Below are 23,963 nucleotides of genomic sequence, written 5' to 3' on the forward strand. Positions count from 1 at the left end.
CGCTACAACGATGGCTGAACCAAAAATCACACAAGATCCGCTTTACCAACTGTTACGTGATGGAAAAGTTGAAGAATTTAATCATCGCATCGCCAAGGGTGAAACTGTTGATTTAACCAGTTGTGATTTTCGTCATCTCAATCTTCAGGGACTAATTGCCAGCGGTCTGGATTTCAGTAACAGTTATTTTCGTCAGGCAGATTTACGCGGGATTGATTTCAGTCAAAGCATCAGTCTGCGCGGTGCCAGTATTCATGGGGCGAAAATTTCCGGCGTTTACTTTCCAGCATCGCTAACAGCTGATGAAATTAACCTTTCACTGCAACATGGCACCCGAATGCGTTATAGAGACTAGGTTTTTCATCTATCAGTAAGTACAGAGACTGCAATAAAAGATCAGCAAGCCTTAGGATAGCTCTTCGGTAGAATCTTTTGCCTTGGGAAGTAATCTTGATACCTGCAGGCCCAGTTCAAATAATAACCAGACAGGCACGGCCAGAAGCGTCTGAGAAATCACATCGGGTGGTGTCAGTAACATACCAATCACAAATGCTCCAACGATCACATAAGGTCTTTTTTCAATAAGACTTTGTCGTGTGGAAACACCGCTCCAAATCAATAGTAACGTCGCGATGGGCACTTCGAACGCCAATCCGAAGGCAAAAAACAGTTTCAGTACAAAATCCAGATAGCTGCTGATGTCGGTCATTACAGCCACGCCCTCCGGTGCCGCTTGCGTCAAAAAACCAAACACCAGTGGGAAAACAACGTAATAGGCGAATAGTATGCCGAGAACAAACAACACTGTACTGGCGAACATCAAAGGAAAGACAATACGTCTTTCATGTTTATAGAGGCCGGGAGCAATAAACGCCCACAGTTGATATAACAAGACGGGCATCGCCAGCATAATGGCGGCCGTCAGGGTCAGTTTGAAAGGTGTCAGGAATGGTGAAGCCACTTCGGTGGCAATCATCGAGCTGGTCTCGGGTAAATGCTCCAGCAATGGGGCTGATAAAATCAGATAAAGCTCATTGGCGAACGGTAACAAACACACGGCAATGATTAACACCGCCAGAATGCCTCTCAATAATCTATCCCGAAGTTCAACCAGATGGGAAATCAGTGGTTGTTGTTCACTATTTTCCATCTTCAGCCTGCTTTTTATCTTCATCAGAATCATTATCAGTTTTAGCTGAAGGATTCTGTTTGGGTTTTACCGGTTCATCGATATCAATAACTTCATTCAGATCGGGTAAATCATCCGGTTTTTTGAACGCTTGTTTGATTTCCTCGGCCCGTAATTCTTTTGCAATGTCGTTTTTGACCGCCTGAAGTGAGGCATTGGCACGGCCAATCCATAAACCGCAGACGCGAACAACTTTAGGGAGCTTTTCCGGCCCGACAACAATTAAAGCCACTACGGCAATTAACAGTAACTCCCAAAAACCTACGTCAAACACGGCGATTAACGTTTAGTTGAGTCGTGTTCTTCGTGCTGCTGTTTTTGTTGGATTTCACTGTCATCGTCATGTTTAAGATTGCTGGAATCGTTTTTTTGTTCCTCTTCGCCATCACGGACTGAGGATTTAAAGCTGCGAATGGCACTGCCCAGATCACCGCCTAGAGAACGCAGTTTTTTAGTGCCGAAAAGCAAAATGACGATGACCAAGACGATCAATAATTGCCATACACTGATTCCGCCAAATCCCATGGTGCACTCCTAATGAAAGCCAGGCAGGTTTTTGCCGCCTAACAAATGAATATGTAAATGATCGACTTCCTGACCACCACCGGGTCCGGTATTTATAATAGTACGAAAACCCGTCGTTAGGCCTTGAGACTGAGCTAGTTCAGGAAGTTTAAGAAACATATGTGCAATTAATTCCTGATGACTCTCATCAAGCTGATCCAGCCTGGCAATATGTTGTTTTGGAATCACTAACAGGTGCACGGCAGCTTTGGGGTTAATATCGTTGAACACATAGATCAGTTCATCTTCATAAACTTTCGCGGATGGAATCTCACCGGCAATAATTTTGCAGAAAATACAATCAGTCATTTTTTGCTCCTGCTGGCTTTTTCTTCGAGGCCTGATAAGCCAAACCGACGATCCAGCTCATGTAGAACGTCATCAACATCAATATTATTATGCGCCAGTAATACCATTGAATGAAACCAAAGATCGGCTGTTTCATAGATAATTTGATCTTTATCGCCAGCTTTTCCGGCGATAACCGTTTCGGTGGCTTCTTCGCCCAGTTTTTTCAGAATTTTATCCGTGCCTGCGGCATAGAGGCTGGCAACATATGAGCTATCGGCATCTGCTTTTTTACGATCATTGAGTACCGACATCAGTTTTTGCAAGGTATCACTCATTTATATATCTCATCGGGGTTTTTTAGCACTGGCTCCGTGGTTTGCCACTCACCATTTTGCAGTTCCGTGAAAAAACAATGATGCCGACCAGTATGACAGGCGATGCCACCTATCTGTTCAACTTCAAGCAAAATGGCATCCTGATCACAGTCAATACGTATAGATTTGATGATTTGCTGATGGCCGGATTGTTCACCTTTATGCCACAGTTTTTGCCGGGATCTTGACCAATAAACAGCGTGGCCAGTTTCAGCCGTTAGCTGTAATGACTCACGGTTCATCCAGGCTAAAGTAAGTACTTGCTTAGTTGAAAACTCTTGTGTGATAACGGGAAGCAAGCCATCGTTTCCCCAATTGACCTGTTCCAGCCATGCCGTCATAAACGTACCTCAATGCCTTGTTCTGCCATTTGCTGCTTGGCTTCGCCGACAGTATGTTCACCGAAATGAAAGATGCTGGCGGCCAGTACCGCATCGGCATGACCTAATTTGATACCATCAGTCAGATCCTGCAATTTACCCACACCACCAGAGGCTATCACCGGTACCACAACCGCATCACTGACAGCTCGGGTTAGCTCTAAATCAAAACCGGATTTGGTGCCATCACGATCCATACTGGTCAGTAAAATTTCGCCAGCGCCAAGCTCAACCATTTTTTGGCCCACTCTACGGCATCAATGCCGGTTGGTTGGCGACCACCATGGGTAAAAATTTCCCATCTTGGTGTCTGACCCTCTGCAGAAACACGTTTGGCATCAATAGCGACCACGATGCATTGCGAACCAAATTTTTCGGCAGCTTCACGAACAAAATCCGGGTTTTTAACCGCTGCAGAGTTAATACCAACTTTATCTGCGCCAGCATTCAGCATGCGACGAATATCCGCTACAGTTCGAATGCCACCACCAACCGTCAGTGGAATAAATACCTGACTGGCAACAGCTTTGACAACATCTTCCATGGTGTCACGGTTGTGATGTGTGGCAGTGATATCCAGAAAAGTCAGTTCATCTGCGCCCTGTTCATCATAACGTTTGGCAATTTCAACTGGATCGCCGGCATCACGTATATCGACAAACTGCACACCTTTTACGACACGACCGGCATCAACATCAAGACAGGGAATTATGCGTTTTGCCAGTGCCATATCAGAACTGTAACGGTGGATTCAAACGATCAGCCAGCGATTGACCTTCCGCCAGATCGATGGTGCCTTCATAGATTGCACGGCCGATAATGGCCCCCATAACACCTTCTGATTCGTAATGGCAAAGGGCCTTGATATCGTCATAGTTGCTGACACCGCCGGAAGCAATTACCGGGATATTAATGGCGCGAGCAAGGTCACGAGTGGACTCAAGATTAACACCCTGCATCATGCCGTCTCGGCTGATATCGGTGTAAATAATAGCCTCAACACCATCCTGTTCAAACTGTTGGGCAATATCGATGACATCGTGATTGGACAACTTGGACCAGCCATCGATTGCAACCTTGCCGTCTTTGGCGTCGAGACCAACAATAATATGACCCGGAAACTCGGCACAAACATCGCCAACGAAATGCGGAGCATTGATGGCTTTTGTGCCAATAATGACATAGCGAACACCAGCATCCAGGTAGGTTTGGATGGTGTCTTCATCACGAATGCCACCACCAACCTGTACATCAAGATCAGGAAATGCAGCGCAAATTCGATGAATAACATCAGCGTTAACCGGATTACCCGCAAAAGCACCGTCCAGATCCACCATGTGCAAACGTTTGGCACCGGCTTCAACCCATCTGGTTGCAACCGCCAGCGGATCTTCTGAAAATACGGTGTTATCTTCCATGCGTCCCTGACGCAATCGAACGCAGTGACCCTCTTTAAGATCAATGGCAGGGATTAATAACATAACGCTTTCTCCATCAAACAAAATGTCAGGACTGACCGTCCCAATTAATAAAATTTTTCAATAACTGTAAGCCGGCATGCTGGCTTTTTTCGGGGTGAAACTGTACTGCAAAAAGGTTTTCATGCGCCAACGCTGCTGCAAAAGGTAAAGCGTAATGACTACGACCAGAGATTTTGGTTTCATCGGCAGGCTGTACATAAAAACTATGAACAAAATAAAAGCGACTATTCTGTGGTATATCTTGCCATAAGGGGTGGACGCAGGTTTGTTCGACTTCATTCCAGCCCATGTGTGGTACTTTCAGGCCCTGCTCAACCGCTTCTTTAAAATACAGAACGTCACCTTCAATGATGTCCAATCCAGCCGAGCCTTGGTTTTCCTGACTATGCGTTAATAAAGCCTGCATACCCAGACAAATTCCCAGAAAAGGTTTTTTGCTGGCCATTTCACAGATGAGCCTGTCGAGTTCAAGTTTTTTGAGTTCCGCCATACAGTCACGAATCGCGCCGACACCCGGGAATACGATGTGATCTGCTGCCCGAATCTCTGACGGATCAGCGGTAACGAGAATTTTAGTGTGGTTATCAGCTACGGCTTCCAATGCTTTGGAGACTGAGCGTAAATTACCCATGCCGTAATCAATAACTGCAACGCAACGCATAAAACAAAGACCTGCTCTAGAATGTGAGAGTTATAAAATCGTTAACCGATTATAATGCGCCCTTGGTGGATGGCAATTGCTGTAAGGCTCGTTCATCTAATGTGACAGCCATTCGCAGGGCCCGACCGAACGCTTTAAAAATGGTTTCAGCAATATGATGCGCATTTCGGCCTTTAAGATTATCAATATGCAATGTAATACCGGCATGATTGACTAAACCCTGAAAGAATTCATAAAACAAATCAACATCAAATTCACCGATTTTGTCTCGAGTAAATGTCACATCGAATTCAAAGCCGGGTCGGCCAGATAAATCCAATACTACACGAGACAAAGCTTCATCCAGTGGGACATAGGAATGACCATAACGGACCACACCTTTTTTATCCCCCAGCGCTTTTTTTAATGCCTGACCAATTGTGATACCAACATCCTCAACGGTATGATGAGCATCAATGTGCAGATCGCCTTTGGCGTTGATTTGCAGGTCGAATAAACCGTGACGGGCAATCTGTTCCATCATGTGATCAAGGAATGGCACGCCGGTTTCGGATTGAAATTTTCCGCTTCCATCCAGATTGATGGAGACTTCAATTTGAGTTTCGAGCGTGTTACGCGCAACAGTGGCGCTACGAACGGTCATTTGCTTTCCTGAAAACTGAAATAAAAACAAATAATAACTGTTTCAGTGGCGGGTTTGAAGCGTTATCATGTCCTGTGACTTTTTTACGGATAATAAAATGACACAAGCTCGGGTGATTACGCCATTATTTGAGGACTTGGCTAAGGTTGAACATCATCATCAGCTCGCCTGTCAATCATGTGCTTTGTATCGGTTATGCCTGCCCTTGGGGCTGCATCGGGATGACCTGACCAAGCTCGATCAAATCATTAAACGCAGTGCTGGATATAAACGCCACCAGATTCTGTTTGAACCCTCCTCTACTTTTAAAACAATCTTTGTTGTTCGTTCTGGTTCGTTCAAAACCACGATCTCTGCGACGGATGGGCGCGAACAGGTCACCAGCTTTTATTTCCCCGGTGAATTTATTGGTATGGATGCAATTTACCAGCAACGTTATTTATCCACAGCCCGGGCACTTGAAGCCAGCAGTGTTTGCGAATTGCCTTATGAGCGCCTGCAGGAATTCAGTGCGACTATCCCGGAGTTGCAAAATCAATTGATGACCCGTTTGAGCAAAGAATTGTCATCGGATAAAAATTTATTGTTGTCTCTCGGCAAAAAAACCGCCCAGGAAAAGCTGATTAGTTTTTTACTGTCTCTATCACAACGTTTCAGTGAACGTGGTTACTCGTCGATGTCATTTCAATTGACCATGTCCCGTGGGGATATTGCCAACCATCTGGGATTGGCGATTGAAACGGTCAGTCGTTTATTTACCCAGTTACAGGATCAGCAGCTATTGTCGATTCAGGGCAAAGAAGTAACGATTTTAGACCTGCCAGCATTAAAACAACGCTGCGGATAGCCTGAACCGCACTTTATTGACCTGGATCAATGTTGATCTCCAGATACTCCGTATGATCTGAAATTGTGTTCCACAACAGATCATTATTCGGAGTCGTGCCATGAAAAAAATTCCCCTGATTTCCTCAATCCTGCTTGCTGCTGGTCTTGCCAGCCCTGTTTCAACCGTGATGGCTTATGAGGCCGGTGACTGGTTAATACGGGGACGTGTTATCAATGTGAATCCAAATGATAGCAGCGGCACTCTCAGCCTCAATGGTGCAGATACTGGATTTAAAGGGGTAAAAGTCGATAGCGATACGGTTCCAGAACTGGATATTACCTATATGATCAACCGCAACTGGGGAGTAGAGTTGATTTTAGGTTATTCAGAACACACGGTTACCGGTGAGAAAAGCTGGGCTGCTCTGGGTGACGTCATTGATACTAAAGTACTGCCACCCACATTGACGCTGCAATATCACTTTTTGCCAGGCTCAAATATTCGTCCTTATATCGGGGCCGGGGTGAACTACACCTACTTCTTTGATGAAGAAGTTCCGAGCAGTTCTTTACTTAGCAGTCCAGGCGATAAGGTCAAACTGGACAGCTCCTGGGGTTGGGCTGCACAAGCCGGGGTGGATATTGCCATCAATCAGGATTGGTTTATCAATATGGATGTCAAATATCTGGACATTGATACGACAGCCAGTTTCAAAAATGTACTTGGCACCAATAGCGCAAAAATTGATGCTGATATTGATCCCTTTGTTTATGGTATCGGTATAGGCCGCCGTTTCTAAATTCCTCTCTAAGGCCCTAAAAAGCCCTCCTGATGGAGGGCTTTTTTTATTCCTGGCTTTGTGGTGTGACTAATGTTTTCAGCCTGACGCCACATAGCGTTAATACAGCAAAATAAACAATTGCAGAAGTCGTTATCAGCCCCATCAATATGCCAAACCGATGCCAGCCACTCCAGCTTATCCAATCGCCATTAATCGGCGTTACCCATAACAAGAACGCTACTAATACGATATTGGCGAGCAGCATACGGACAAAAAATAAGCCCCAGCCAGCAATGGGTTGATAGACTGCTTTTTTTCGAAGTGTGTAATACAGTAAGCCAGCATTGAGCATCGCTGATAAAGCCGTGGCTAAAGCCAGCCCCACATGGGCCAGATAAATCATCAACACAATGTTCAGTCCCATATTGCTTATCATCGCAATAATGCCGATTTTGACAGGGGTTTTGGTGTCCTGACGGGCATAAAAGCCCGGTGCAAGTACCTTGATAAAAATAAACGGCAATAAGCCCAAACCATATGCCATCAAGCTTAATGATGCCTGATGGGCATCATTTGGCGTGAATTCGCCATATTGAAACAAGGTAAGCAACAACGGTTCAGCAAGAATAATCAGGCCGATAGCAGCAGGAGTACCGATTAAAAATACCCAGCGTAACGCCCAGTCAATGGTGTGTGAAAACTCCTGCATGGAGGCTGTGGCGTGTTTCTTCGAGAGATTGGGTAATATTACAGTGGCCAGTGCAATCCCCAGGATGCCTAATGGAAATTCGACCAGTCGATCAGAATAATACAGCCATGAAATGCTGCCGGTGATGAGAAAAGAAGCCAGTAACGTATCCAGCAATAAGTTGATTTGTGAAACCGATACACCAAACATGGCTGGTATCATCAATCGCAGAATTTTTTGCACACCTTCATCTTTCCAGCCCCAATGTGGTTTTGGCAAACTGCCAATTTTCATTAAAAATGGCATTTGAAACAGTAGCTGCACTACCCCGCCGATAAACACCCCCCAGGCAAGCGCTTTTACCGGTTCATCCAGATGTGGTGCCAGCCATAACGCACAGCCAATCATTGAAATGTTGAGAAAAACGGGTGTAAATGCCGGCACGGCAAACTTACCAAAGCTGTTTAAAATGGAGCTGGCCAATGCGGTAAGTGAAACGAACAGTATGTATGGAAAAGTAATCCTTAACAGTTCTCTGGCCAGTTGTAATTTTTCAGGCTGATCAATAAATCCTGGAGCAAAAATCAGAATAATTATGGGGGCGGCGATTACTCCTATCAGCGTAATAAAAAATAATACGCCTGCAAGAGTCCCGCTGGTTGCGGCAATAAGCTGTTTCAGATCCTGATCACCGCGTTCGCGATATTCAGCAAGAACAGGGATAAACGCTTGTGAAAAAGCCCCTTCTGCAAACAGGCGACGGAGAAAATTTGGAATCTTAAAGGCAACAAAAAATACGTCAGCGCCCATCCCTGCCCCAAGAAGTCTGGCAATGACAATATCTCGAACAAATCCCAAAATTCGGGATAAAAAGGTCATTAAACTGACAACCAAGGTAGACTTAAGCAGTTTTTCTTTCATAGTCGCTTATTTTATTGGATAAACGCTTTCAGCGTGTGAGGCGCTAAAAATGCAAAATATGTTTAAAAATGTTCATTCTAAGCGTTTTTTACTGACATATCTTAGCTTGGTTGTTTTATTGCTATTGCTTTTTTTAACACTGAGTCAACAGCCGCCGCCAGCAGAATCATCAAATAGCAGCAGTTCTATGTTGACAGTCTTTGAGCCAACCTTGGAAATACCCCAGTTTCTTGCTTATACCAGTGATCATTCCGTATTTACCAATGATGCTTTTTCTGGCAAGTGGAGCTTTGTCTTTATTCCGTCTGTTGGCTGCCATGATTGTGAGGCTATTTTCCGTGTATTAAAAAACCTTAAAGATGGGCTAGCAAATCGATCAGTTCAACTGGTGCTTATAGATATTGGTGGCCAGCAAATAGATGAACTGACTGCACTTGTCCATTCCCATGATGTTGATGCTCGAATTATCACTGTTAATGGCACACCATCGGAAAATAAATCGTTAAAGAATTTTTTTACCAGAAGCAGAGCCTACCCCGAACAGGACCTGGAAAATGCCGTTTTTTTAATCAATCCAAGAGCTTTGCTTGCCGCAAGGTTTCAAGCACCTTTTACCTCGGTGTTAATCCGTCAAAGCTTTATACAACTGCGTTCAGATTATGCGGTTAACCATTAATCAGATGTTTCGTCCATTGCTTCAGCAAAACTCAAGGCAAGCTGTTCAAGTGTACTGGTTCGGCGAAAGCTAGGACGCCACACCAGGCCAATTTCACGTTTTGCCAGACTATCCTGTTTTAACGGTCGCAAACAGATATCGGCATGACGCACCATATCGGAATTAATAGCCATTTGTGGAATCAAGGTAATCCCTAAACCGCTTGCCACCATTTCTATCAGCGTGTACAAGCTGGTCGCCTGTACACTGCGCCGTTGTGCTGAAGCGGGTAATTGACAGGCACTGATAGCATGCTCACGCATACAATGCCCTTCGGCTAATAGTAATAACTCGTTTATTGGCAGTTGATGTGGTTGCAGTGACTCATATTTGCTTAAACTATGTTGTCGGGGTAAGGCTACCCAAAAGGCTTCTTGTGAGATTACCCGGTAATTCAAATTTCGCGTATTGAACGGAAAGGCTAGTATTGCTACATCAATGGTGCCATTTTCTACTTGTACTAATAATCTTTCCGACTGATCTTCAATCAGTAAAACCTCTAACTCTGGTAATTGTTTACGAATTTTGGGCAATACACGGGGCAGTAGAAACGGACTAATAGTGGGGATAACGCCAATTCTGATTCTGCCGGCTAAAGGATTTTTCTCAGCTTGCGCCAAATCCACCAAATCATCACTTAAAGAGAGAATTTGTCGGGCGCGGTCAGCCACTTCTTCGCCAATGGGTGTTGTGAGTACTTTTCGATTGGTACGCTCTAGTAAACCAACTTCCAGTAAGTCTTCTAAGTCCTGAATGCCTGCACTTAGAGTGGATTGTGTCACATGGCACTTCTCTGCGGCACGACCAAAGTGTTTTTCATCAATGACTGCTGTCAAATACTGTAATTGCCGTAAGGTGGGAAGTCTCATAATCGGTCTATCCACTTATTAAGTTGAAAATGATTTGTTTTATATAAGTTAGCATAAATATAATGACAAATCGTCAGCCAATACAAAATTCGTTTGTTGTAAGATGTATTCATATTATTACTTTTTTGTCAGGAGGTTTCATGCGTAAGTGGCAGTGTTTAGTGTGTGGGTTCATCTATGATGAAGCCAGAGGATTACCTGAAGAAGGCATTCCACCGGGCACCTCATGGGACGATATTCCAGATGACTGGGAATGTCCGGAATGTGGTGTGGGCAAAGAAGATTTTGAAATGTTGGAAATTTGATCAGCGACGCGTAAATCCAGCTTCTTTATTTTTAAGCGTTTTTCGATATAGCTTATTGTTTTCAATTCTTAAACTTAAAACGAACTAATCGTATTATTATCTGGCAACGCAACGTGCTGACAGAACTTTCCCTTACGCATTTTCGTAATATCCATAAATCAATACTCTACCCCAGTTCTGGTGTGAATTTACTGGTTGGAGAAAATGGTTCTGGAAAAACCAGTGTGTTGGAAGCTATCTATCTGCTGGCAATGGGGCGTTCTTTTCGTTCGCGTAATTTGAAAAATGTAATTCAAAACGAAGAACAATATTTTCAATTATTTGCCAGAATTATTCAGGGTATTCCTGTTGGATTACAATTTGGGAATGCGAGTGGTTTACAGATTCGTCTTAACAATGCTCCATTAAAAAAGCTATCTGAATTAGCTACGCATCTTCCCCTTCAATTTATTCCGGCTAATTGTCACCAATTTTTTGAACTGGGTCCGCGGTTTAGGCGAAAAGTTGTGGATTGGGGATTGTTTCACGTGGAACAAGATTTTTTTTATCATTGGCAAGCATACAAAAAAATTCTCTCCCAACGTAATGCAGCATTGCGCAATGCAAAACCGAACAGTGAAATAAAAGTTTGGGACGCATCGCTAAATGCGCATGGTTTGAAACTGGCAACCTATCGGAATGAATACCTGGACCAATTAGTGATTAGTTTTAAAGAATGGTTCATGTTGCTTTGCAATGATTATAAAACTTCAAAATTTGAATTACGATATTTATCAGGCTGGCCTAAAGGGGAAGATTTTGCTGATATTTTGAATAAAACAATTGATAGAGATCGTGCGCTTGGTTATACCCGATCAGGTCCACATGCAGCAGATTGGTCATTAAGAGTAGATGGGCAAGATCCTGCAGAATTGTTTTCAAGAGGACAGCAGAAACTTTTTTTCTTGCTATCAGCCTGGCACAAATAACTTTAATGCAACAGATAAATAAACAACAAAGCGTATTGTTGATTGATGATTTAAGCTCAGAACTTGATCGTGAGCACCAGGTTTCTGTGTTACAAGCGATCAAAAAATTGAAGGTGCAAACCTTTATCACGACGACAAATACAGAGTTATCAGCAAGGTTGGTAAAAGAAGAAAATGACATTATGTTCCACGTGGAACGAGGTGTGATTGAGCAAGTATAGTCAAGCTGTCAACCGGAGACGATACATAGTAGAATGAACGATTAGGCTTCACCTTGCTGTAAATGGACTAATTTATGACCACTGAAAATAATAGTTACGATTCTTCCAATATTAAAGTACTGAAGGGGTTGGACGCTGTCAGAAAACGGCCGGGCATGTACATCGGCGACACGGACGACGGAACCGGTTTGCACCACATGGTTTTTGAGGTGCTGGATAACTCAATCGATGAATCTCTGGCTGGCCATTGCACGGAAATAAACGTTCGAATTCATCCGGATGATTCCGTTTCTGTTGAGGATAATGGTCGTGGTATTCCGGTCGATATGCATGAAGGTGAAGGAGTATCTGCAGCTGAAGTTATCATGACTGTTTTACATGCCGGTGGTAAATTTGATGATAATTCCTATAAAGTTTCAGGCGGATTGCACGGTGTTGGTATATCAGTCGTAAATGCGTTATCCAAAAAACTAACACTGGAAATCAAACGTAATGGTTTTTTGCACAAACAAAATTATACACATGGTGTGCCGGATGCACCGTTAAAAGCTTTTGAAGAAACGCAGGATACAGGTACCAAAATTCAATTCTGGCCAAGCGAAGAAACCTTTACCCACATCACATACGATTACAAAATATTGGCCAAGCGCATTCGTGAGCTAGCCTTCTTGAATTCTGGTGTCAGAATTGTCCTGACAGATGAAAGAGATGAGAAAACTGAAGTATTTCATTATGAGGGTGGGATAAAAGCGTTTGTTACCCATCTGAATAAAAATAAAACATTTGTTCACGAGCATGTCATTGGCATTTCCGGATTACGCGATGATGTCGTGGTCGAATTAGCAATGCAGTGGAATGACTCTTATCAAGAAAATATTTACTGTTTTACAAACAATATTCCCCAGCGTGACGGTGGTACACATTTAGCCGGATTTAGAGCGGCGTTAACCCGAAGCCTCAACCAATACATTGAAAGCGAAGGTCTGGCAAAAAAATCTAAAGTCGTTACCAGCGGCGATGATGCGCGTGAAGGACTCACAGCGGTACTGTCAGTAAAAGTGCCCGACCCGAAATTTTCATCTCAGACCAAAGATAAATTGGTGTCATCAGAAGTTCGCACCATTGTAGAATCTTTAGTTAATGAGCATTTCCAGGATTTTCTGATTGAAAACCCAAGTGAAGCCAAACTGATTGCCAACAAAATGATTGATGCAGCACGTGCACGTGATGCTGCCAGAAAAGCAAGAGAATTAACTCGCCGTAAAGGAGTTCTTGATATTGCAGGTTTACCAGGCAAGCTGGCGGATTGTCAGGAAAGAGATCCGGCCCAGTCAGAACTGTTCCTGGTGGAAGGGGACTCGGCCGGTGGCAGTGCCAAACAAGGCCGTGATAGAAGAACACAAGCAATTCTTCCGCTGAAAGGAAAAATCTTAAATGTTGAGCGCGCCCGTTTCGATAAGATGATCGGATCGGCCGAAGTGGGCACGTTGATTACTGCTTTAGGTTGCGGTATTGGTCGTGACGAATATGATCCGGAAAAACTCCGCTACCACCATATTATTATTATGACCGATGCGGACGTCGATGGCTCTCACATCCGAACGTTACTACTGACATTTTTCTACAGACAGATGCCGGAACTAATCGAACGAGGCCATGTTTACATCGCCCAGCCACCGTTATATAAAATCAAAAAAGGTAAACAGGAGCGTTACGTAAAAGATGACGCAGAAATGGAGCGTTACCTTACAGAAGTTGCTTTAACAAATGCCGTGCTCTATCCAACAACGGATGCAGCACCTATTGAAGGTAATGCTCTAGCGCAGCTGGTCAATGAATATCAAACCATCAGAGCCATTATTACCCGGCTGGCAAATCATTATTACCCTGCTTTCCTGGACGAATTGATTTATCAAACAGCAATACCTGATTTCAGCGAAACTGGCGCTATGAAAGAGTGGCTGAAAGCGATAGAACAACGCATGAATGACATCATGCCCACAGGAACATATTACGTTCTTGATCTACAAAAAAATGAAAATGAACCAATGCCTCATGTGAATATCAGTTTCACCCGACATGGGATTAGTAACGATTTTCATGTTCCGGGAGAGTTTTTTGCCAGTACCGAGTATCAGAAGATCATGTCTTTTTCTAACAAAATCAATGGCTTGTTTGGTGAAGGTGCGAAGATCGAACGTGGTGAAAGAAATGAAAATGTTCAGCATTTTTCACAGGCAGTTAAATGGTTGATGGCTGAAGCCCGACGTGGTCAGCATGTACAACGTTATAAAGGCTTGGGTGAAATGAACCCTGAACAATTGTGGGAAACGACAATGGATAAATCCAAGCGTCGGTTGTTACAGGTCAGGATCTCAGATGCGATAACAGCAGATGAAACCTTCAATACTCTAATGGGCGACAATGTTGAACCTCGTAGAGAGTTTATTGAAACGCATGCTTTACAGGCATCTAATCTAGATATTTAAACCATTCGGGAATTGTTCCCCAACCCAACGGTCGGTTATGAAGGCCATTCAGTGATGCTGGATGGCCTTTTTTCATGTATTCAGGAGCAAATAATGACGACGAGTGACGTACGCTACAATCAAGGGCAGATAATTTTGCATTGGTTAATCGCGGCGATGATTTTCTTTATGATCGGCTTAGGTCTATGGATGGTTGGTCTGCCAAAAGAGTCAGAATTAGCGCCGGGCCAGGAAAGCGTACGAGCATTTTGGTTTTTATTGCATAAATCAATGGGTATCACCGTCGCAGTCTTCATTTTGTTACGGGTAGTCTGGCGGTTAACACATAAGACTCCCCCACTGCCGACAAGTATTGCAAACTGGCAACAGAAGCTGTCCAGCGGAATACATTATTTACTTTATGGAGTAATGGTGGCGATGCCGATAACCGGTTATCTACAATCCATGTACAGTAAATATGACACCAAACTATGGGGAATGAAGTTACCACGCCTTGCTGAAGCAAATGCTTCTGCAAGAGAAACGTTTACCGATATTCATCAGGTGTTAGCGTATATTTTTATTACACTGTTGGTTATACATATCGGGGCAGCCATAAAACATCGATTAAATGGCACAGAAGTGACCCGTAGGATGTCATTGTGGAAATAACGATGTAGTTGCAATGAAATTAAAAAAGGCCCTTAAAAGGGCCTTTTTTGTATGAATGACAATGATTATTAATGTAGCTTAATTTTTGGATGTACGCTTCGACGAAAAAGATGAGATAGCGATAACATCAACACTCGAAACGGTCCAAATAAGGCAACTTGGTGCATCTTATACAGTGAAAGGTACATCAGTCGGGCCATTAAACCTTCTACTTTCATACTACCTTTACTTAAATTTCCCATCAGGTTGCCAACTGTACCGTAGCGACCTAAAGAAACCAAAGAGCCATAATCATGGTAATGATATTCAGGAAGCTCCTTGTCCTTCATTCGATTAACGATTGATTTATAAACCAGAGACGCCATTTGATGGGCTGCCTGGGCGCGTGGCGGTACATTCTGATCCTGACCAATCCATTTACATGCACAGCAGTCACCAATGGCATAAATATCATCATCAAAGGTGGTTTGCAGGGTCTGTTTTACCACCAATTGATTCATCCAGTTGGTTTCCAGACCATCAATATCTTTCAAAAACTCAGGAGCCTTAATGCCGGCTGCCCAGACTTTGATTGCTGCAGGAATATTACGACCACTTTGAGTTTTGATCTCTGTCTCGGTAACTTCAATAACACGCTCACCAGCAAGAATTTCTACGCCGAGATCATTTAACTCCTCCTGAGCAGCAGCTGAAATATTTTCAGGTAACCCAGGCAAAATACGATCAGCAGCTTCAATTAAAGTAAGTTTTACATCCTGTGGTTTAACTTCATCAAGACCATAAGCATTTAACAGATGTGATACTTCGTAAAGTTGTGCGCACAATTCGACACCTGTAGCACCAGCGCCGACAATGGCAATATTTAACTGACCCTCATCGAGAGGACGTCCTTGGGTATGCGCACGCAGATAAGATTCCAATAACTGATTCTGGAAATATTCGGCTTGTTTAGTGGTATCCAGGAACAGACAATGATCGCTTACACCCTTGATACCAAAGTCATGACTGACACTGCCAACAGAAATAATGAGATAGTCATAATCAAAACTACGACGGGGAATGATTTCCACACCGTCTTCATTGAAGGTTGGCGCAACCGTTATCTGTTTATTTTGGCGATCCAGACCTTCCATTCGGCCAAGACGAAACCGAAACCCACTGCACATGGCTTGGCTCAAGTATTCAATTTCATCTTCATGAGAATCGAGGGTTCCAGCTGCAACTTCATGTAAAAGTGGTTTCCAGATATGCGTATGAGTACTGCTAACCAGAGTAACTTCCGCTTTCTTTTTCTTACCAAGTTTTTTTCCGAGTTTGGTAACCAGTTCCAGGCCACCTGCTCCACCACCAACAACAACTATTTTTGGCACTGCTTCTGACATAGATATGCGACTCCCATCAATCCGTTGCAAATTATGTGGTTAATTTTAACTTATATATAATCGATCGACCTATCTAATTTTTACTAGTAGGTCAGACTCTGGCAAAATTCACAGCTTAATATCAATTGAGATAACAGCATGCAATCAAGGCCGGAAAAGCCAAAATTGGCCTGGGCAATCACGGGTTCAGGACATTATCTGGATGAATGTTTGGAAATTATCCGTGAATTACCGGATGTAGACCTGTTTTACAGTCGTGCTGGAGAAGAAGTTATCCGTATGTATGGTCACGATCCAAAAACCTTGAACAACGAAGGTCATATTTATCGTGATAGAGCCGCAAGCTCACCTCCGGTCGGATTATTCTATCGGGGGGATTATCATACTCTGGTGGTAGCACCAGCCACCTCAAACACCGTGGCGAAAATGGTTATGGGCTTGTCTGACACACTGGTTACCAACGTGTATGCTCAGGCAGGCAAGTGCCGTGTTCCGAGTATTGTGCTTGCCTGTGATGCCATATCCGAAGTCGATACACCTGCCCCTGACCGTATGGTGAGATTATGGCCAAGAGCCATTGATCTGGCGCATACAGAAACTCTGCGTAGTTTTGAAGCAACCACCGTCGTGGAATCAGCTGAGGCTTTATACGAAACTTTGAAAAAGCGTCTGGAACACGTTAACGCCGATCATGGCTGAGACCATTCTCTTTCTCACCGGAAAACTTGCTCAACCCAGTGTTGAAAAGGTTTTGCAGGAAATGGCGCCATTGCCATTCGAGTATAGAGTGCATCAATTGGGTCTATCAGTTGCCGCATTAATGACCGATAAGATGATCGCCCGGCGGCTCAAGCCGGATGATTATGCGGACTGTAAACAGATCATTGTTCCCGGTCGCTGCCGTGGAGATTTGGCTGAATTGAGTAAAACGCTGGGGATTGAGGTAGTGCGGGGGCCGGATGAAATTAAAGATTTACCGATATTCTTTGGTAAGGAGCGGAAAATCCCTGATTTAAGTCGTTATGATGTCAATATCTTCGCCGAGATTGTTGATGCGCCCCAAAGGGATATTGCAGGTATTTTGGAGCGGGCAAATTATTACCGTGATTCAGGGGCCAACGTCATTGATATTGGTTGTCTTCCGGAAGAAAAATTTCCGCTGATGGAAGAAGCTATCGCAGCCCTACATGAAAATGGTTTTAAAGTTAGTGTGGACTCACTTTCAATAGATGACTTAAGGCGTGCTAGCAATGCGGGTGCAGATTACCTGCTGAGTCTGACAGAAAAAACCATCGACCTTGCGAAAGAAACCGATGCCATCCCGATACTGGTTCCAGCGCAGCCGGGTTCACTGGCTTCGCTCGAACGGGCTATGGAGGCAATGGACAAGCTGGGAAAACCCTGGATAGCCGATCCTATTCTGGATCCAATCCATTTTGGCCTTACAGAGTCGATAGTTCGTTATCACACCTTACGTCAAAAATACCCAGAAGCACCCATGATGATGGGAATAGGTAATCTGACCGAGTTAACGGATGCTGATACCAGCGGAATTAATGCACTGCTGTTTGGCATTATTTCTGAGTTAAACATTACCAATGTGCTGGCGACGGAAGTCAGTCCTCATGCAAGGCGGGCCATCAAAGAAGCTGATGTGGCACGACGCATGATGTTTGCCGCTCGCGATGACAATAGCCTGCCACGGGATTTCACTGCAGATTTATTGGTTAGCCATGAACGCAGACCTTTTACCGATACTGAACAGGAAATTATTCAATTATCTGAGAATATAAAAGATCCAAACTATCGAATAAAAATTGCCCCTAAAGGGATATTTGTTTTTAATCGGGATGGTTTGTTGCAGGATACCGATCCGTTTGCTTTTTACCCTCAGCTGCAAGTGAAAGATGATCCGGGCCATGCCTTCTACCTGGGGGTGGAATTAGCACGTGCCGAGATCGCCTGGCAATTAGGGAAACGTTATACTCAGGATGAAGATCTGCAATGGGGTTGTGCTGTTGAAACCGAACAGGAAGATCTGACCCGGCAGAAGGCTGAAGGCACTACGATGCAAAAAGATCAGCAACGGACCTGTGGCACGGCCGATATTAAAAAAACCAAAAAACAGGAGCGCGCCTGTGGCACTGCTGACAAGCCGGATACATGAAGTTATCGTCACCACGATATCAGAAAATGGAAAGGTGCATTCTGCACCAATGGGGATAAGCGAAGTAAACGGTCACTTTCATATAAAGCCTTTCAAACCATCCAGTACTTACGATAACCTGCTTCGGCATGGTCAGTGTTCAATAAATTTTGTCGATGATGTACGGATTTTTGCTGGTGCGTTAACCGGGCATCGTGATTGGCCCACCTCCCCCTGTCAGCAGATTGAAGGTGAATATATTGCAGATGCGCTATCACATATTGAGTTGGAAATTGTTCGTCTGGAAGATGATGACCCACGAGCCTGTTTTTACGGCGCTGTAATTTGCGATGTAAACCATAAGCCCTTCAGAGGTTTTAATCGTGCCCAGAATGCAGTGATTGAGGCTGCCATTCTGGTGAGTCGGCTGGGCATGTTGCCAGAGCATAAAGTTCGCGACGAAATTGACTACCTGACTATCGCTATTGAGAAAACGGCCGGTGAACGTGAGCTCCAGGCCTGGAGCTGGTTAATGGAAAAAGTTGAACAATCCGGAATAAAGCTAAATGATAACTAAGTGGTTAGCCAGCGTAGAATCGCTTGATGAAGCAAAATCTCTAGTGGAGCAGTTGCCACATATCCTTGATATGAAAAACCCGTCAGAAGGTGCTCTGGGAGCTTTAAACCATCAAACTGTCACTGAGATCGTTAATTGGATCAACAAAGGTTGTCTTTGCAGTGCAACGGTGGGTGATTTACCCATGCAAGCTGAGATAACTTCAGCAGCCATTCGCAACATGGCTGAAACAGGTGTGGATTATGTCAAAATCGGGCTATTTGATGAACCAGGCCTTATCCAATGCATTCAACAACTTGAGCCTACTATCAAAAGTCTTAGCACACCGGTGATTGCCGTTATCTTTGCTGATCAGTTACCACAGCAGAAGTTAATTCCATTACTGGCAAAATCTGGATTCGCTGGCGTGATGCTGGATACTGCCCGCAAAGATGGTCAGGGATTGTTGAATCATTTATCGGTAGAAGTTCTGCAACAGTTTGTTGTGGAGGCAAAATCCGCTGGAATGTTGTGCGGTTTGGCCGGCGCACTGAGGATTGAAGATATTGAAACACTCAGTCCATTGCAGCCGGATTACCTTGGGTTTCGCAGTGCGTTATGTCAGCAGCATCGTCGCACTAATCGTCTGGATCCGGAGTTGGCCAAACAAATTCAAAATAAATTGAACGTGGCTTTACCTGAAGTTTTGGCCTGTTAGACGCAGACGCAAAAAAACCGGATAGAGAAAGTTACCTCCCCTACCCGGTTCATATCTTTATCAAGCAGCCAGTTTTACTCTTAGTGATTTTGCTGCTGAAACCATGGCTTTTAATGCAGGCTCCACTTCTTCCCAGCGACGGGTTTTTAAACCGCAGTCAGGATTCACCCATAACAGCGTTTTATCAATTCGCTGTGCGGCCAGTTTGAGCAATTCCACCATCTCCTGCTCTGATGGAATATTCGGACTGTGAATATCATAGACACCCGGACCTATCGCATTGGGATAGTCAAACTCCTGAAAAACATCCAGTAATTCCATTTGCGAACGTGAGGTTTCAATGGTGATGACATCGGCGTCCATGGCGGCAATAGCTTCGATAATATCGTTGAATTCGGAATAACACATATGGGTATGGATCTGTGTCTCATCTGACACGCCATTAGCGGTGATTCGGAAGCATTCCACAGCCCACTCCAGATATGTCTGCCATTGAGATTGACGAAGTGGCAAACCTTCCCGCAAGGCGGCTTCATCAATCTGAATGATGTTGACCCCGGCACTTTCCAGATCGATCACTTCATCCCGAATCGCCAGTGAAATCTGTTTACAGGTTTCGCTACGTGGCTGGTCATCTCTGACAAAAGACCAGTTAAGAATGGTGACTGGCCCGGTCAACATCCCTTTTACTGGTTTGTCGGTTAATGATTGGGCATATTGAATCCACTCAACGGTCATCGGATCAGGACGTGAGACATCACCATAGATGATCGGTGGTTTCACACAACGGGAACCATAGGACTGAACCCAGCCATAGTCGGTGAATGCAAAACCCTGTAGTTGTTGACCGAAATACTCGACCATATCATTGCGTTCAGCTTCACCATGTACCAGTACATCAAGGCCCAACTCGAGTTGTTTATCGATGGCATGGCGAATTTCCGCCTGCATTTGCTGGCGATATTCAGCATCAGCCAGTTGACCCAGGCGAAACTGTTTACGTGTCTGTCGAATAACATTGGTCTGTGGAAAAGAGCCAATGGTAGTCGTTGGGAATGCCGGCAACTGTAGCGCTTGCTGTTGAAGGGCTGCTCGTTGTGAATAAGTACTCTGCCGCTGGCCTGATGCGGAATGAGTTGCTTCACAGCGCTGTTTAACGGCCGGGTTATGAACGCGAGTGGACTGCTGGCGACGTTGAATGGATTGTTTGTTTTCTGCTAGCTGTGCGGCAACACCTTCACGCCCCAGATTGAGCGCCTGAGCTAATATCGATAACTCTTCCAGCTTTTGTACCGCAAAGGCCAGCCAGTCAAGTGTTTCTTCAGCAAGATTATGCTCAGAGTTTAAATCAATAGGCACATGCAGCAACGAACAGCTTGGAGCCAGCCATAAGCGTTCAGCAAGTCGCGTATGAATCGGCTCCAGCAGCTCAAGCGCCCTATTCAGATCGGTTTTCCAGATATTACGGCCATTAATAATGCCCACTGATAAAACTTTGTGTGAAGGCAGCCAGTCCACCACTCTGACAAGTTCATCTGCAGCACTGATCGCATCAATATGCAGTCCTGCTGTGGGTAATTCACAAGCTAGCTGCAGATTTTGCTGAAGTTGGCCGAAATAGGTCGTCAGCAACAATTTGACACGACATTTCGCTAAACTGAAGTAGGCTTTCTGCAAAGCCTGTTGCCATTCCGTTGACAGCTCAGTGACCAGAACAGGTTCATCGATTTGTACCCACTCGACACCGTTATCTGCCAATTGATCGAGAATTTCTGCATAAACCGGTAATAATTTATTCAGCAAAGCGAGTTTGTCAGTTTCGTCCTTGGTTTTCCCCAGCCAGAGATAGCTTACCGGACCAACCAGAACGGGTTTTATCTTAAAACCTGCAGCTTTTGCTTCTTTGATTTGCGCCAGCAATCGTTCCGGACATGCCTTAAAGGCAGTTTCCGCGTTAAATTCCGGCACCAGATAATGGTAATTGGTATCAAACCATTTTGTCATTTCTGCAGCGGCGACCTGGTGATTGCAACAGGATGAACCTGCTTGTCCACGCGATGCCTGAAAATACTGTGTCATGGCATCAGCATTTTTATCAACCCGTGATGGCAGGTTATCCAGCAGCTGACTGGTGTCCAGAACGTGATCATAAAAGGAAAAGTCTCCAACAGGCACCAGGTCCAGATCAGCTTGCAATGTCCAATGACGTAAACGTAATGTTTTACCAGTTTGTTCTAAATCCTCAACAGACGTTTCACCACGCCAGAAGCGCTCCAGAGCAAATTTTAATTCTCGTTGGCCGCCTATACGGGGAAAGCCAAGATTATGTGTGGTGACCATTCGATATCCTCTCAGTCGGTTTCAAAAAGCTTCATTGTAATCAGTCTTATTGATGAGCAATAATGATGATTATTTACTTATTCATGAGAGATGTTCATATATGATTGAGCGCGCGCATTTACGAATTATTCGAGCCTTGGCAGAAAATGGCAGTTTAACGGCAGCAGCCAATGCCTTATTTCTCACACAATCCGCCTTATCGCATCAGATCCGTTATCTGGAACAAAAGTTGGAAATAAGCTTATGGCAGCGGGATGGTCGTAAGTTAAGACTGACACAGGCAGGTGAACTGATGTTGCAGGTTGCTCAGCAGGTTTTACCGGTTTTGGAGCAAACTGAGCAGACCTTACAGGCCTATTCGGAGGGACGCGCAGGTATTTTGCGTCTGGGAGTTGAGTGCCACCCCTGTTATGAATGGCTGAAAAAAATTCTGGCAGACTATCTACGCGAAATGCCGCAAATGGATGTGGATATTGTGCATCAATTTCAGTTTTCAGGCATGGAAGGGTTATTGAATCATCATATTGATTTGCTGGTGACGCCGGATGCCGTTAAACAGGTCGGCGTAATTTATCAGCCGATGTTTGATTATGAGTTGGTTTTGCTGGTGGCTGAAAGTCATCCATTAAGTAAGCAGAAATTTATTCAGCCTGAAGCACTGCACAAGGAATTATTGCTGACGTTTCCCGTCGCCCATGAACGACTTGATGTGTTTACCCAGTTTTTGATGCCCGCAGGTATTAACCCTCGAACCAAAGCCATGCAATCAATGGATATTATGGTGCAGATGGTGGCGTTACAAAGAGCGGTGACAGTGTTGCCTAACTGGCTGGCCAATGAGTTTTGTCAAACGCTTCCGGTTAAAGCGATACGGCTTGGAAGAGGCGGTTTGGCGAAAACGCTTTATGCTGCTATAAGAGAGTTAGACCAGGACGTCAGCTACCTGCAAAAATTTATTTCCCTTGGCGTGAAATCCAGCAATGCTGTGACCGATTAAGTTTGTTCGTCAAGCACTCGATAAAGGATTTCACGGATAGACTCAGGTTCAAAAGGTTTATCCAGAATAGCCGATACGCCCGCCTGCTCAACCTGACCCAATCGGGTCTGGTTCTGCTCACTGGTCACAACCAAAATGGGCACAAAAGTATTGCCCATCTCGCTGCGGATATGTTCAACCAGCGCCTGACCATCCATTTTTGGCATATTCAGATCGGTCACCACCAAATCAAAACTCTGTTGTTTGAGCATTTCAATCGCTTCAATACCATTTTCAGCCTGATGAATCTGGTTTATGCCCATGTTCTGAAACACGCGCATTAGATGGTTACGTGATACCAGACTGTCATCGACCAGTAAAACTTCCAGCTGTTCTACTTCGTAATTCTGTAATTCAATTTCAGTTGGATCAATATGCTGCAGGGTGGTACGGATGGCACGCTGCAGATTAGCGTGATCAAAGGGTTTGGGCAGAATGGCCACGACACCGGATTGGCGAAGAGGCTCAAGTGCTTCAATATTTGATTCGCTGGAGATCAGCATAAAATGGGTGTTTTCCAGATTATCCAGTCGACGAATTGATGAGAGTAGTTCAGTCGCGGTCATGTCAGGCAAATACATGGCGCTGATCACCAGATCCGGGGGATACTTTTGCATAGCCACGATAGCCTGCGCGCCATCGTGAACACCATCAATTTTATTCACTCCCGCCTGGCGTAATTCACGCATGATGATTTTCAGCTGAACGGAAGATGGCTCAACCAGTAATATCGAGAGTTCTGATTCATTAAGTGAGTACATGCTG

The 23,963-nt window shown here is 44.5% G+C and carries 28 protein-coding genes and 1 pseudogene; 14 read left to right on the forward strand and 15 right to left on the reverse strand.

Annotation, left to right across the window (positions count from 1 at the left end; genetic code table 11):
* The first annotated feature begins 10 nt into the window (after nucleotides 1–10).
* Nucleotides 11–355 carry a pentapeptide repeat-containing protein gene (locus AC08OG_RS00615; protein WP_292358609.1) on the forward strand — a complete coding sequence of 115 codons (345 nt, stop codon included), beginning with the start codon at nucleotides 11–13 and terminating at the stop codon, nucleotides 353–355.
* Between the two features lie 51 nt (nucleotides 356–406).
* Here AC08OG_RS00615 and tatC read toward each other — a convergent pair whose 3' ends face one another.
* The 10 genes and pseudogenes from tatC to hisB all read right to left on the reverse strand — a co-directional run bounded on the left by tatC (nucleotide 407) and on the right by hisB (nucleotide 5,583).
* Nucleotides 407–1,150: a twin-arginine translocase subunit TatC gene (gene tatC, locus AC08OG_RS00620; protein ID WP_292358612.1), complete on the reverse strand. Its 744-nt coding sequence runs from the start codon at nucleotides 1,148–1,150 to the stop codon at nucleotides 407–409.
* Nucleotides 1,140–1,463 (reverse strand): Sec-independent protein translocase protein TatB, encoded by a 324-nt coding sequence (gene tatB, locus AC08OG_RS00625; RefSeq protein ID WP_292358614.1) that lies wholly within the window; start codon nucleotides 1,461–1,463, stop codon nucleotides 1,140–1,142. Before tatB ends, tatC begins: the two co-directional genes overlap by 11 nt.
* Before the next feature lie 5 nt (nucleotides 1,464–1,468).
* Nucleotides 1,469–1,714, reverse strand: a complete 246-nt coding sequence (gene tatA, locus AC08OG_RS00630; RefSeq protein ID WP_292358616.1) for a Sec-independent protein translocase subunit TatA — start codon at nucleotides 1,712–1,714, stop codon at nucleotides 1,469–1,471.
* Between the two features lie 9 nt (nucleotides 1,715–1,723).
* A complete protein-coding gene (locus tag AC08OG_RS00635) occupies nucleotides 1,724–2,062 on the reverse strand; it encodes a histidine triad nucleotide-binding protein (protein WP_292358618.1) in 339 nt (112 codons plus the stop codon).
* A complete protein-coding gene (locus tag AC08OG_RS00640; RefSeq protein ID WP_292358620.1) occupies nucleotides 2,059–2,379 on the reverse strand; it encodes a phosphoribosyl-ATP diphosphatase in 321 nt (106 codons plus the stop codon). The genes AC08OG_RS00635 and AC08OG_RS00640 overlap by 4 nt, the downstream gene beginning before the upstream one ends.
* A complete protein-coding gene (gene hisI / locus AC08OG_RS00645; protein ID WP_292358622.1) occupies nucleotides 2,376–2,759 on the reverse strand; it encodes a phosphoribosyl-AMP cyclohydrolase in 384 nt (127 codons plus the stop codon). Before hisI ends, AC08OG_RS00640 begins: the two co-directional genes overlap by 4 nt.
* A pseudogene (gene hisF / locus AC08OG_RS00650) lies at nucleotides 2,756–3,465 on the reverse strand (imidazole glycerol phosphate synthase subunit HisF). Before hisF ends, hisI begins: the two are co-directional and overlap by 4 nt.
* A 64-nt stretch (nucleotides 3,466–3,529) precedes the next feature.
* Nucleotides 3,530–4,279, reverse strand: coding sequence for a 1-(5-phosphoribosyl)-5-[(5-phosphoribosylamino)methylideneamino]imidazole-4-carboxamide isomerase (gene hisA / locus AC08OG_RS00655; protein ID WP_292358625.1), 750 nt, complete (start codon nucleotides 4,277–4,279; stop codon nucleotides 3,530–3,532).
* Between the two features lie 25 nt (nucleotides 4,280–4,304).
* On the reverse strand, nucleotides 4,305–4,940 hold the full coding sequence (gene hisH, locus AC08OG_RS00660; RefSeq protein ID WP_292358627.1) for an imidazole glycerol phosphate synthase subunit HisH: 636 nt from the start codon (nucleotides 4,938–4,940) through the stop codon (nucleotides 4,305–4,307).
* A 49-nt stretch (nucleotides 4,941–4,989) separates the two neighbouring features.
* Nucleotides 4,990–5,583, reverse strand: a complete 594-nt coding sequence (gene hisB, locus AC08OG_RS00665) for an imidazoleglycerol-phosphate dehydratase HisB (RefSeq protein ID WP_292358629.1) — start codon at nucleotides 5,581–5,583, stop codon at nucleotides 4,990–4,992.
* Nucleotides 5,584–5,680: 97 nt separating this feature from the next.
* Between hisB and fnr the strand changes: the two genes are divergently transcribed.
* Nucleotides 5,681–6,430, forward strand: coding sequence for a fumarate/nitrate reduction transcriptional regulator Fnr (gene fnr, locus AC08OG_RS00670; protein WP_292358631.1), 750 nt, complete (start codon nucleotides 5,681–5,683; stop codon nucleotides 6,428–6,430).
* Nucleotides 6,431–6,530: 100 nt separating this feature from the next.
* On the forward strand, nucleotides 6,531–7,211 hold the full coding sequence (locus AC08OG_RS00675) for an OmpW/AlkL family protein (RefSeq protein WP_292358633.1): 681 nt from the start codon (nucleotides 6,531–6,533) through the stop codon (nucleotides 7,209–7,211).
* A gap of 46 nt (nucleotides 7,212–7,257) precedes the next feature.
* On the opposite strand, the gene murJ is transcribed toward AC08OG_RS00675, so the two are convergent.
* Nucleotides 7,258–8,802, reverse strand: a complete 1,545-nt coding sequence (gene murJ, locus AC08OG_RS00680; RefSeq protein WP_292358635.1) for a murein biosynthesis integral membrane protein MurJ — start codon at nucleotides 8,800–8,802, stop codon at nucleotides 7,258–7,260.
* A gap of 187 nt (nucleotides 8,803–8,989) precedes the next feature.
* On the opposite strand from murJ, the gene AC08OG_RS00685 reads away from it, so the two are divergent.
* A complete protein-coding gene (locus AC08OG_RS00685) occupies nucleotides 8,990–9,478 on the forward strand; it encodes a hypothetical protein (protein WP_292358637.1) in 489 nt (162 codons plus the stop codon).
* Here AC08OG_RS00685 and AC08OG_RS00690 read toward each other — a convergent pair.
* A complete protein-coding gene (locus AC08OG_RS00690) occupies nucleotides 9,475–10,386 on the reverse strand; it encodes a hydrogen peroxide-inducible genes activator (protein WP_292358639.1) in 912 nt (303 codons plus the stop codon). The genes AC08OG_RS00685 and AC08OG_RS00690 overlap by 4 nt on opposite strands.
* Before the next feature lie 140 nt (nucleotides 10,387–10,526).
* On the opposite strand from AC08OG_RS00690, the gene AC08OG_RS00695 reads away from it, so the two are divergent.
* The 5 genes from AC08OG_RS00695 to AC08OG_RS00715 all read left to right on the forward strand — a co-directional run bounded on the left by AC08OG_RS00695 (nucleotide 10,527) and on the right by AC08OG_RS00715 (nucleotide 15,020).
* A complete protein-coding gene (locus AC08OG_RS00695) occupies nucleotides 10,527–10,691 on the forward strand; it encodes a rubredoxin (protein WP_292358641.1) in 165 nt (54 codons plus the stop codon).
* A 113-nt stretch (nucleotides 10,692–10,804) separates the two neighbouring features.
* Nucleotides 10,805–11,659 carry a DNA replication/repair protein RecF gene (recF, locus tag AC08OG_RS00700; RefSeq protein WP_482929865.1) on the forward strand — a complete coding sequence of 285 codons (855 nt, stop codon included), beginning with the start codon at nucleotides 10,805–10,807 and terminating at the stop codon, nucleotides 11,657–11,659.
* A gap of 5 nt (nucleotides 11,660–11,664) precedes the next feature.
* Nucleotides 11,665–11,880, forward strand: a complete 216-nt coding sequence (locus AC08OG_RS00705) for a hypothetical protein (RefSeq protein WP_482929866.1) — start codon at nucleotides 11,665–11,667, stop codon at nucleotides 11,878–11,880.
* Nucleotides 11,881–11,954: 74 nt separating this feature from the next.
* Nucleotides 11,955–14,369, forward strand: a complete 2,415-nt coding sequence (gene gyrB / locus AC08OG_RS00710; RefSeq protein ID WP_292358644.1) for a DNA topoisomerase (ATP-hydrolyzing) subunit B — start codon at nucleotides 11,955–11,957, stop codon at nucleotides 14,367–14,369.
* A 93-nt stretch (nucleotides 14,370–14,462) separates the two neighbouring features.
* Nucleotides 14,463–15,020, forward strand: coding sequence for a cytochrome b (locus AC08OG_RS00715; protein ID WP_292358646.1), 558 nt, complete (start codon nucleotides 14,463–14,465; stop codon nucleotides 15,018–15,020).
* Nucleotides 15,021–15,088: 68 nt separating this feature from the next.
* Here the strand turns inward: AC08OG_RS00715 and AC08OG_RS00720 are convergent, their stop codons facing one another.
* A complete protein-coding gene (locus tag AC08OG_RS00720) occupies nucleotides 15,089–16,402 on the reverse strand; it encodes an NAD(P)/FAD-dependent oxidoreductase (protein ID WP_292358647.1) in 1,314 nt (437 codons plus the stop codon).
* Nucleotides 16,403–16,540: 138 nt separating this feature from the next.
* Between AC08OG_RS00720 and AC08OG_RS00725 the strand changes: the two genes are divergently transcribed.
* Genes AC08OG_RS00725 through AC08OG_RS00740 form a run of 4 tightly spaced genes read left to right on the forward strand, consistent with a single transcriptional unit; the run spans nucleotide 16,541 to nucleotide 19,822 of the window.
* Nucleotides 16,541–17,101 carry a flavoprotein gene (locus AC08OG_RS00725; RefSeq protein WP_292358649.1) on the forward strand — a complete coding sequence of 187 codons (561 nt, stop codon included), beginning with the start codon at nucleotides 16,541–16,543 and terminating at the stop codon, nucleotides 17,099–17,101.
* Nucleotides 17,094–18,569 (forward strand): DUF6513 domain-containing protein, encoded by a 1,476-nt coding sequence (locus AC08OG_RS00730; protein ID WP_292358651.1) that lies wholly within the window; start codon nucleotides 17,094–17,096, stop codon nucleotides 18,567–18,569. Before AC08OG_RS00725 ends, AC08OG_RS00730 begins: the two co-directional genes overlap by 8 nt.
* Nucleotides 18,541–19,125, forward strand: a complete 585-nt coding sequence (locus tag AC08OG_RS00735) for a DUF447 domain-containing protein (protein ID WP_292358653.1) — start codon at nucleotides 18,541–18,543, stop codon at nucleotides 19,123–19,125. Before AC08OG_RS00730 ends, AC08OG_RS00735 begins: the two co-directional genes overlap by 29 nt.
* A complete protein-coding gene (locus AC08OG_RS00740; RefSeq protein WP_292358655.1) occupies nucleotides 19,115–19,822 on the forward strand; it encodes a (5-formylfuran-3-yl)methyl phosphate synthase in 708 nt (235 codons plus the stop codon). Before AC08OG_RS00735 ends, AC08OG_RS00740 begins: the two co-directional genes overlap by 11 nt.
* Nucleotides 19,823–19,882: 60 nt before the next feature.
* On the opposite strand, the gene metE is transcribed toward AC08OG_RS00740, so the two are convergent.
* Nucleotides 19,883–22,162, reverse strand: coding sequence for a 5-methyltetrahydropteroyltriglutamate--homocysteine S-methyltransferase (gene metE / locus AC08OG_RS00745; protein ID WP_292358657.1), 2,280 nt, complete (start codon nucleotides 22,160–22,162; stop codon nucleotides 19,883–19,885).
* A 100-nt stretch (nucleotides 22,163–22,262) separates the two neighbouring features.
* Here metE and AC08OG_RS00750 point away from each other — a divergent pair, with 100 nt between their 5' ends.
* Complete coding sequence (locus tag AC08OG_RS00750) at nucleotides 22,263–23,159, forward strand: LysR family transcriptional regulator (RefSeq protein ID WP_292358659.1); 897 nt, start codon at nucleotides 22,263–22,265, stop codon at nucleotides 23,157–23,159.
* On the opposite strand, the gene AC08OG_RS00755 is transcribed toward AC08OG_RS00750, so the two are convergent.
* Nucleotides 23,156–23,959 (reverse strand): response regulator, encoded by an 804-nt coding sequence (locus AC08OG_RS00755; RefSeq protein WP_292358661.1) that lies wholly within the window; start codon nucleotides 23,957–23,959, stop codon nucleotides 23,156–23,158. The two genes, AC08OG_RS00750 and AC08OG_RS00755, sit on opposite strands and share 4 nt — an antisense overlap.
* Nucleotides 23,960–23,963: the final 4 nt, after the last annotated feature.

Source organism: Methylophaga sp. F7, assembly GCF_056863975.1.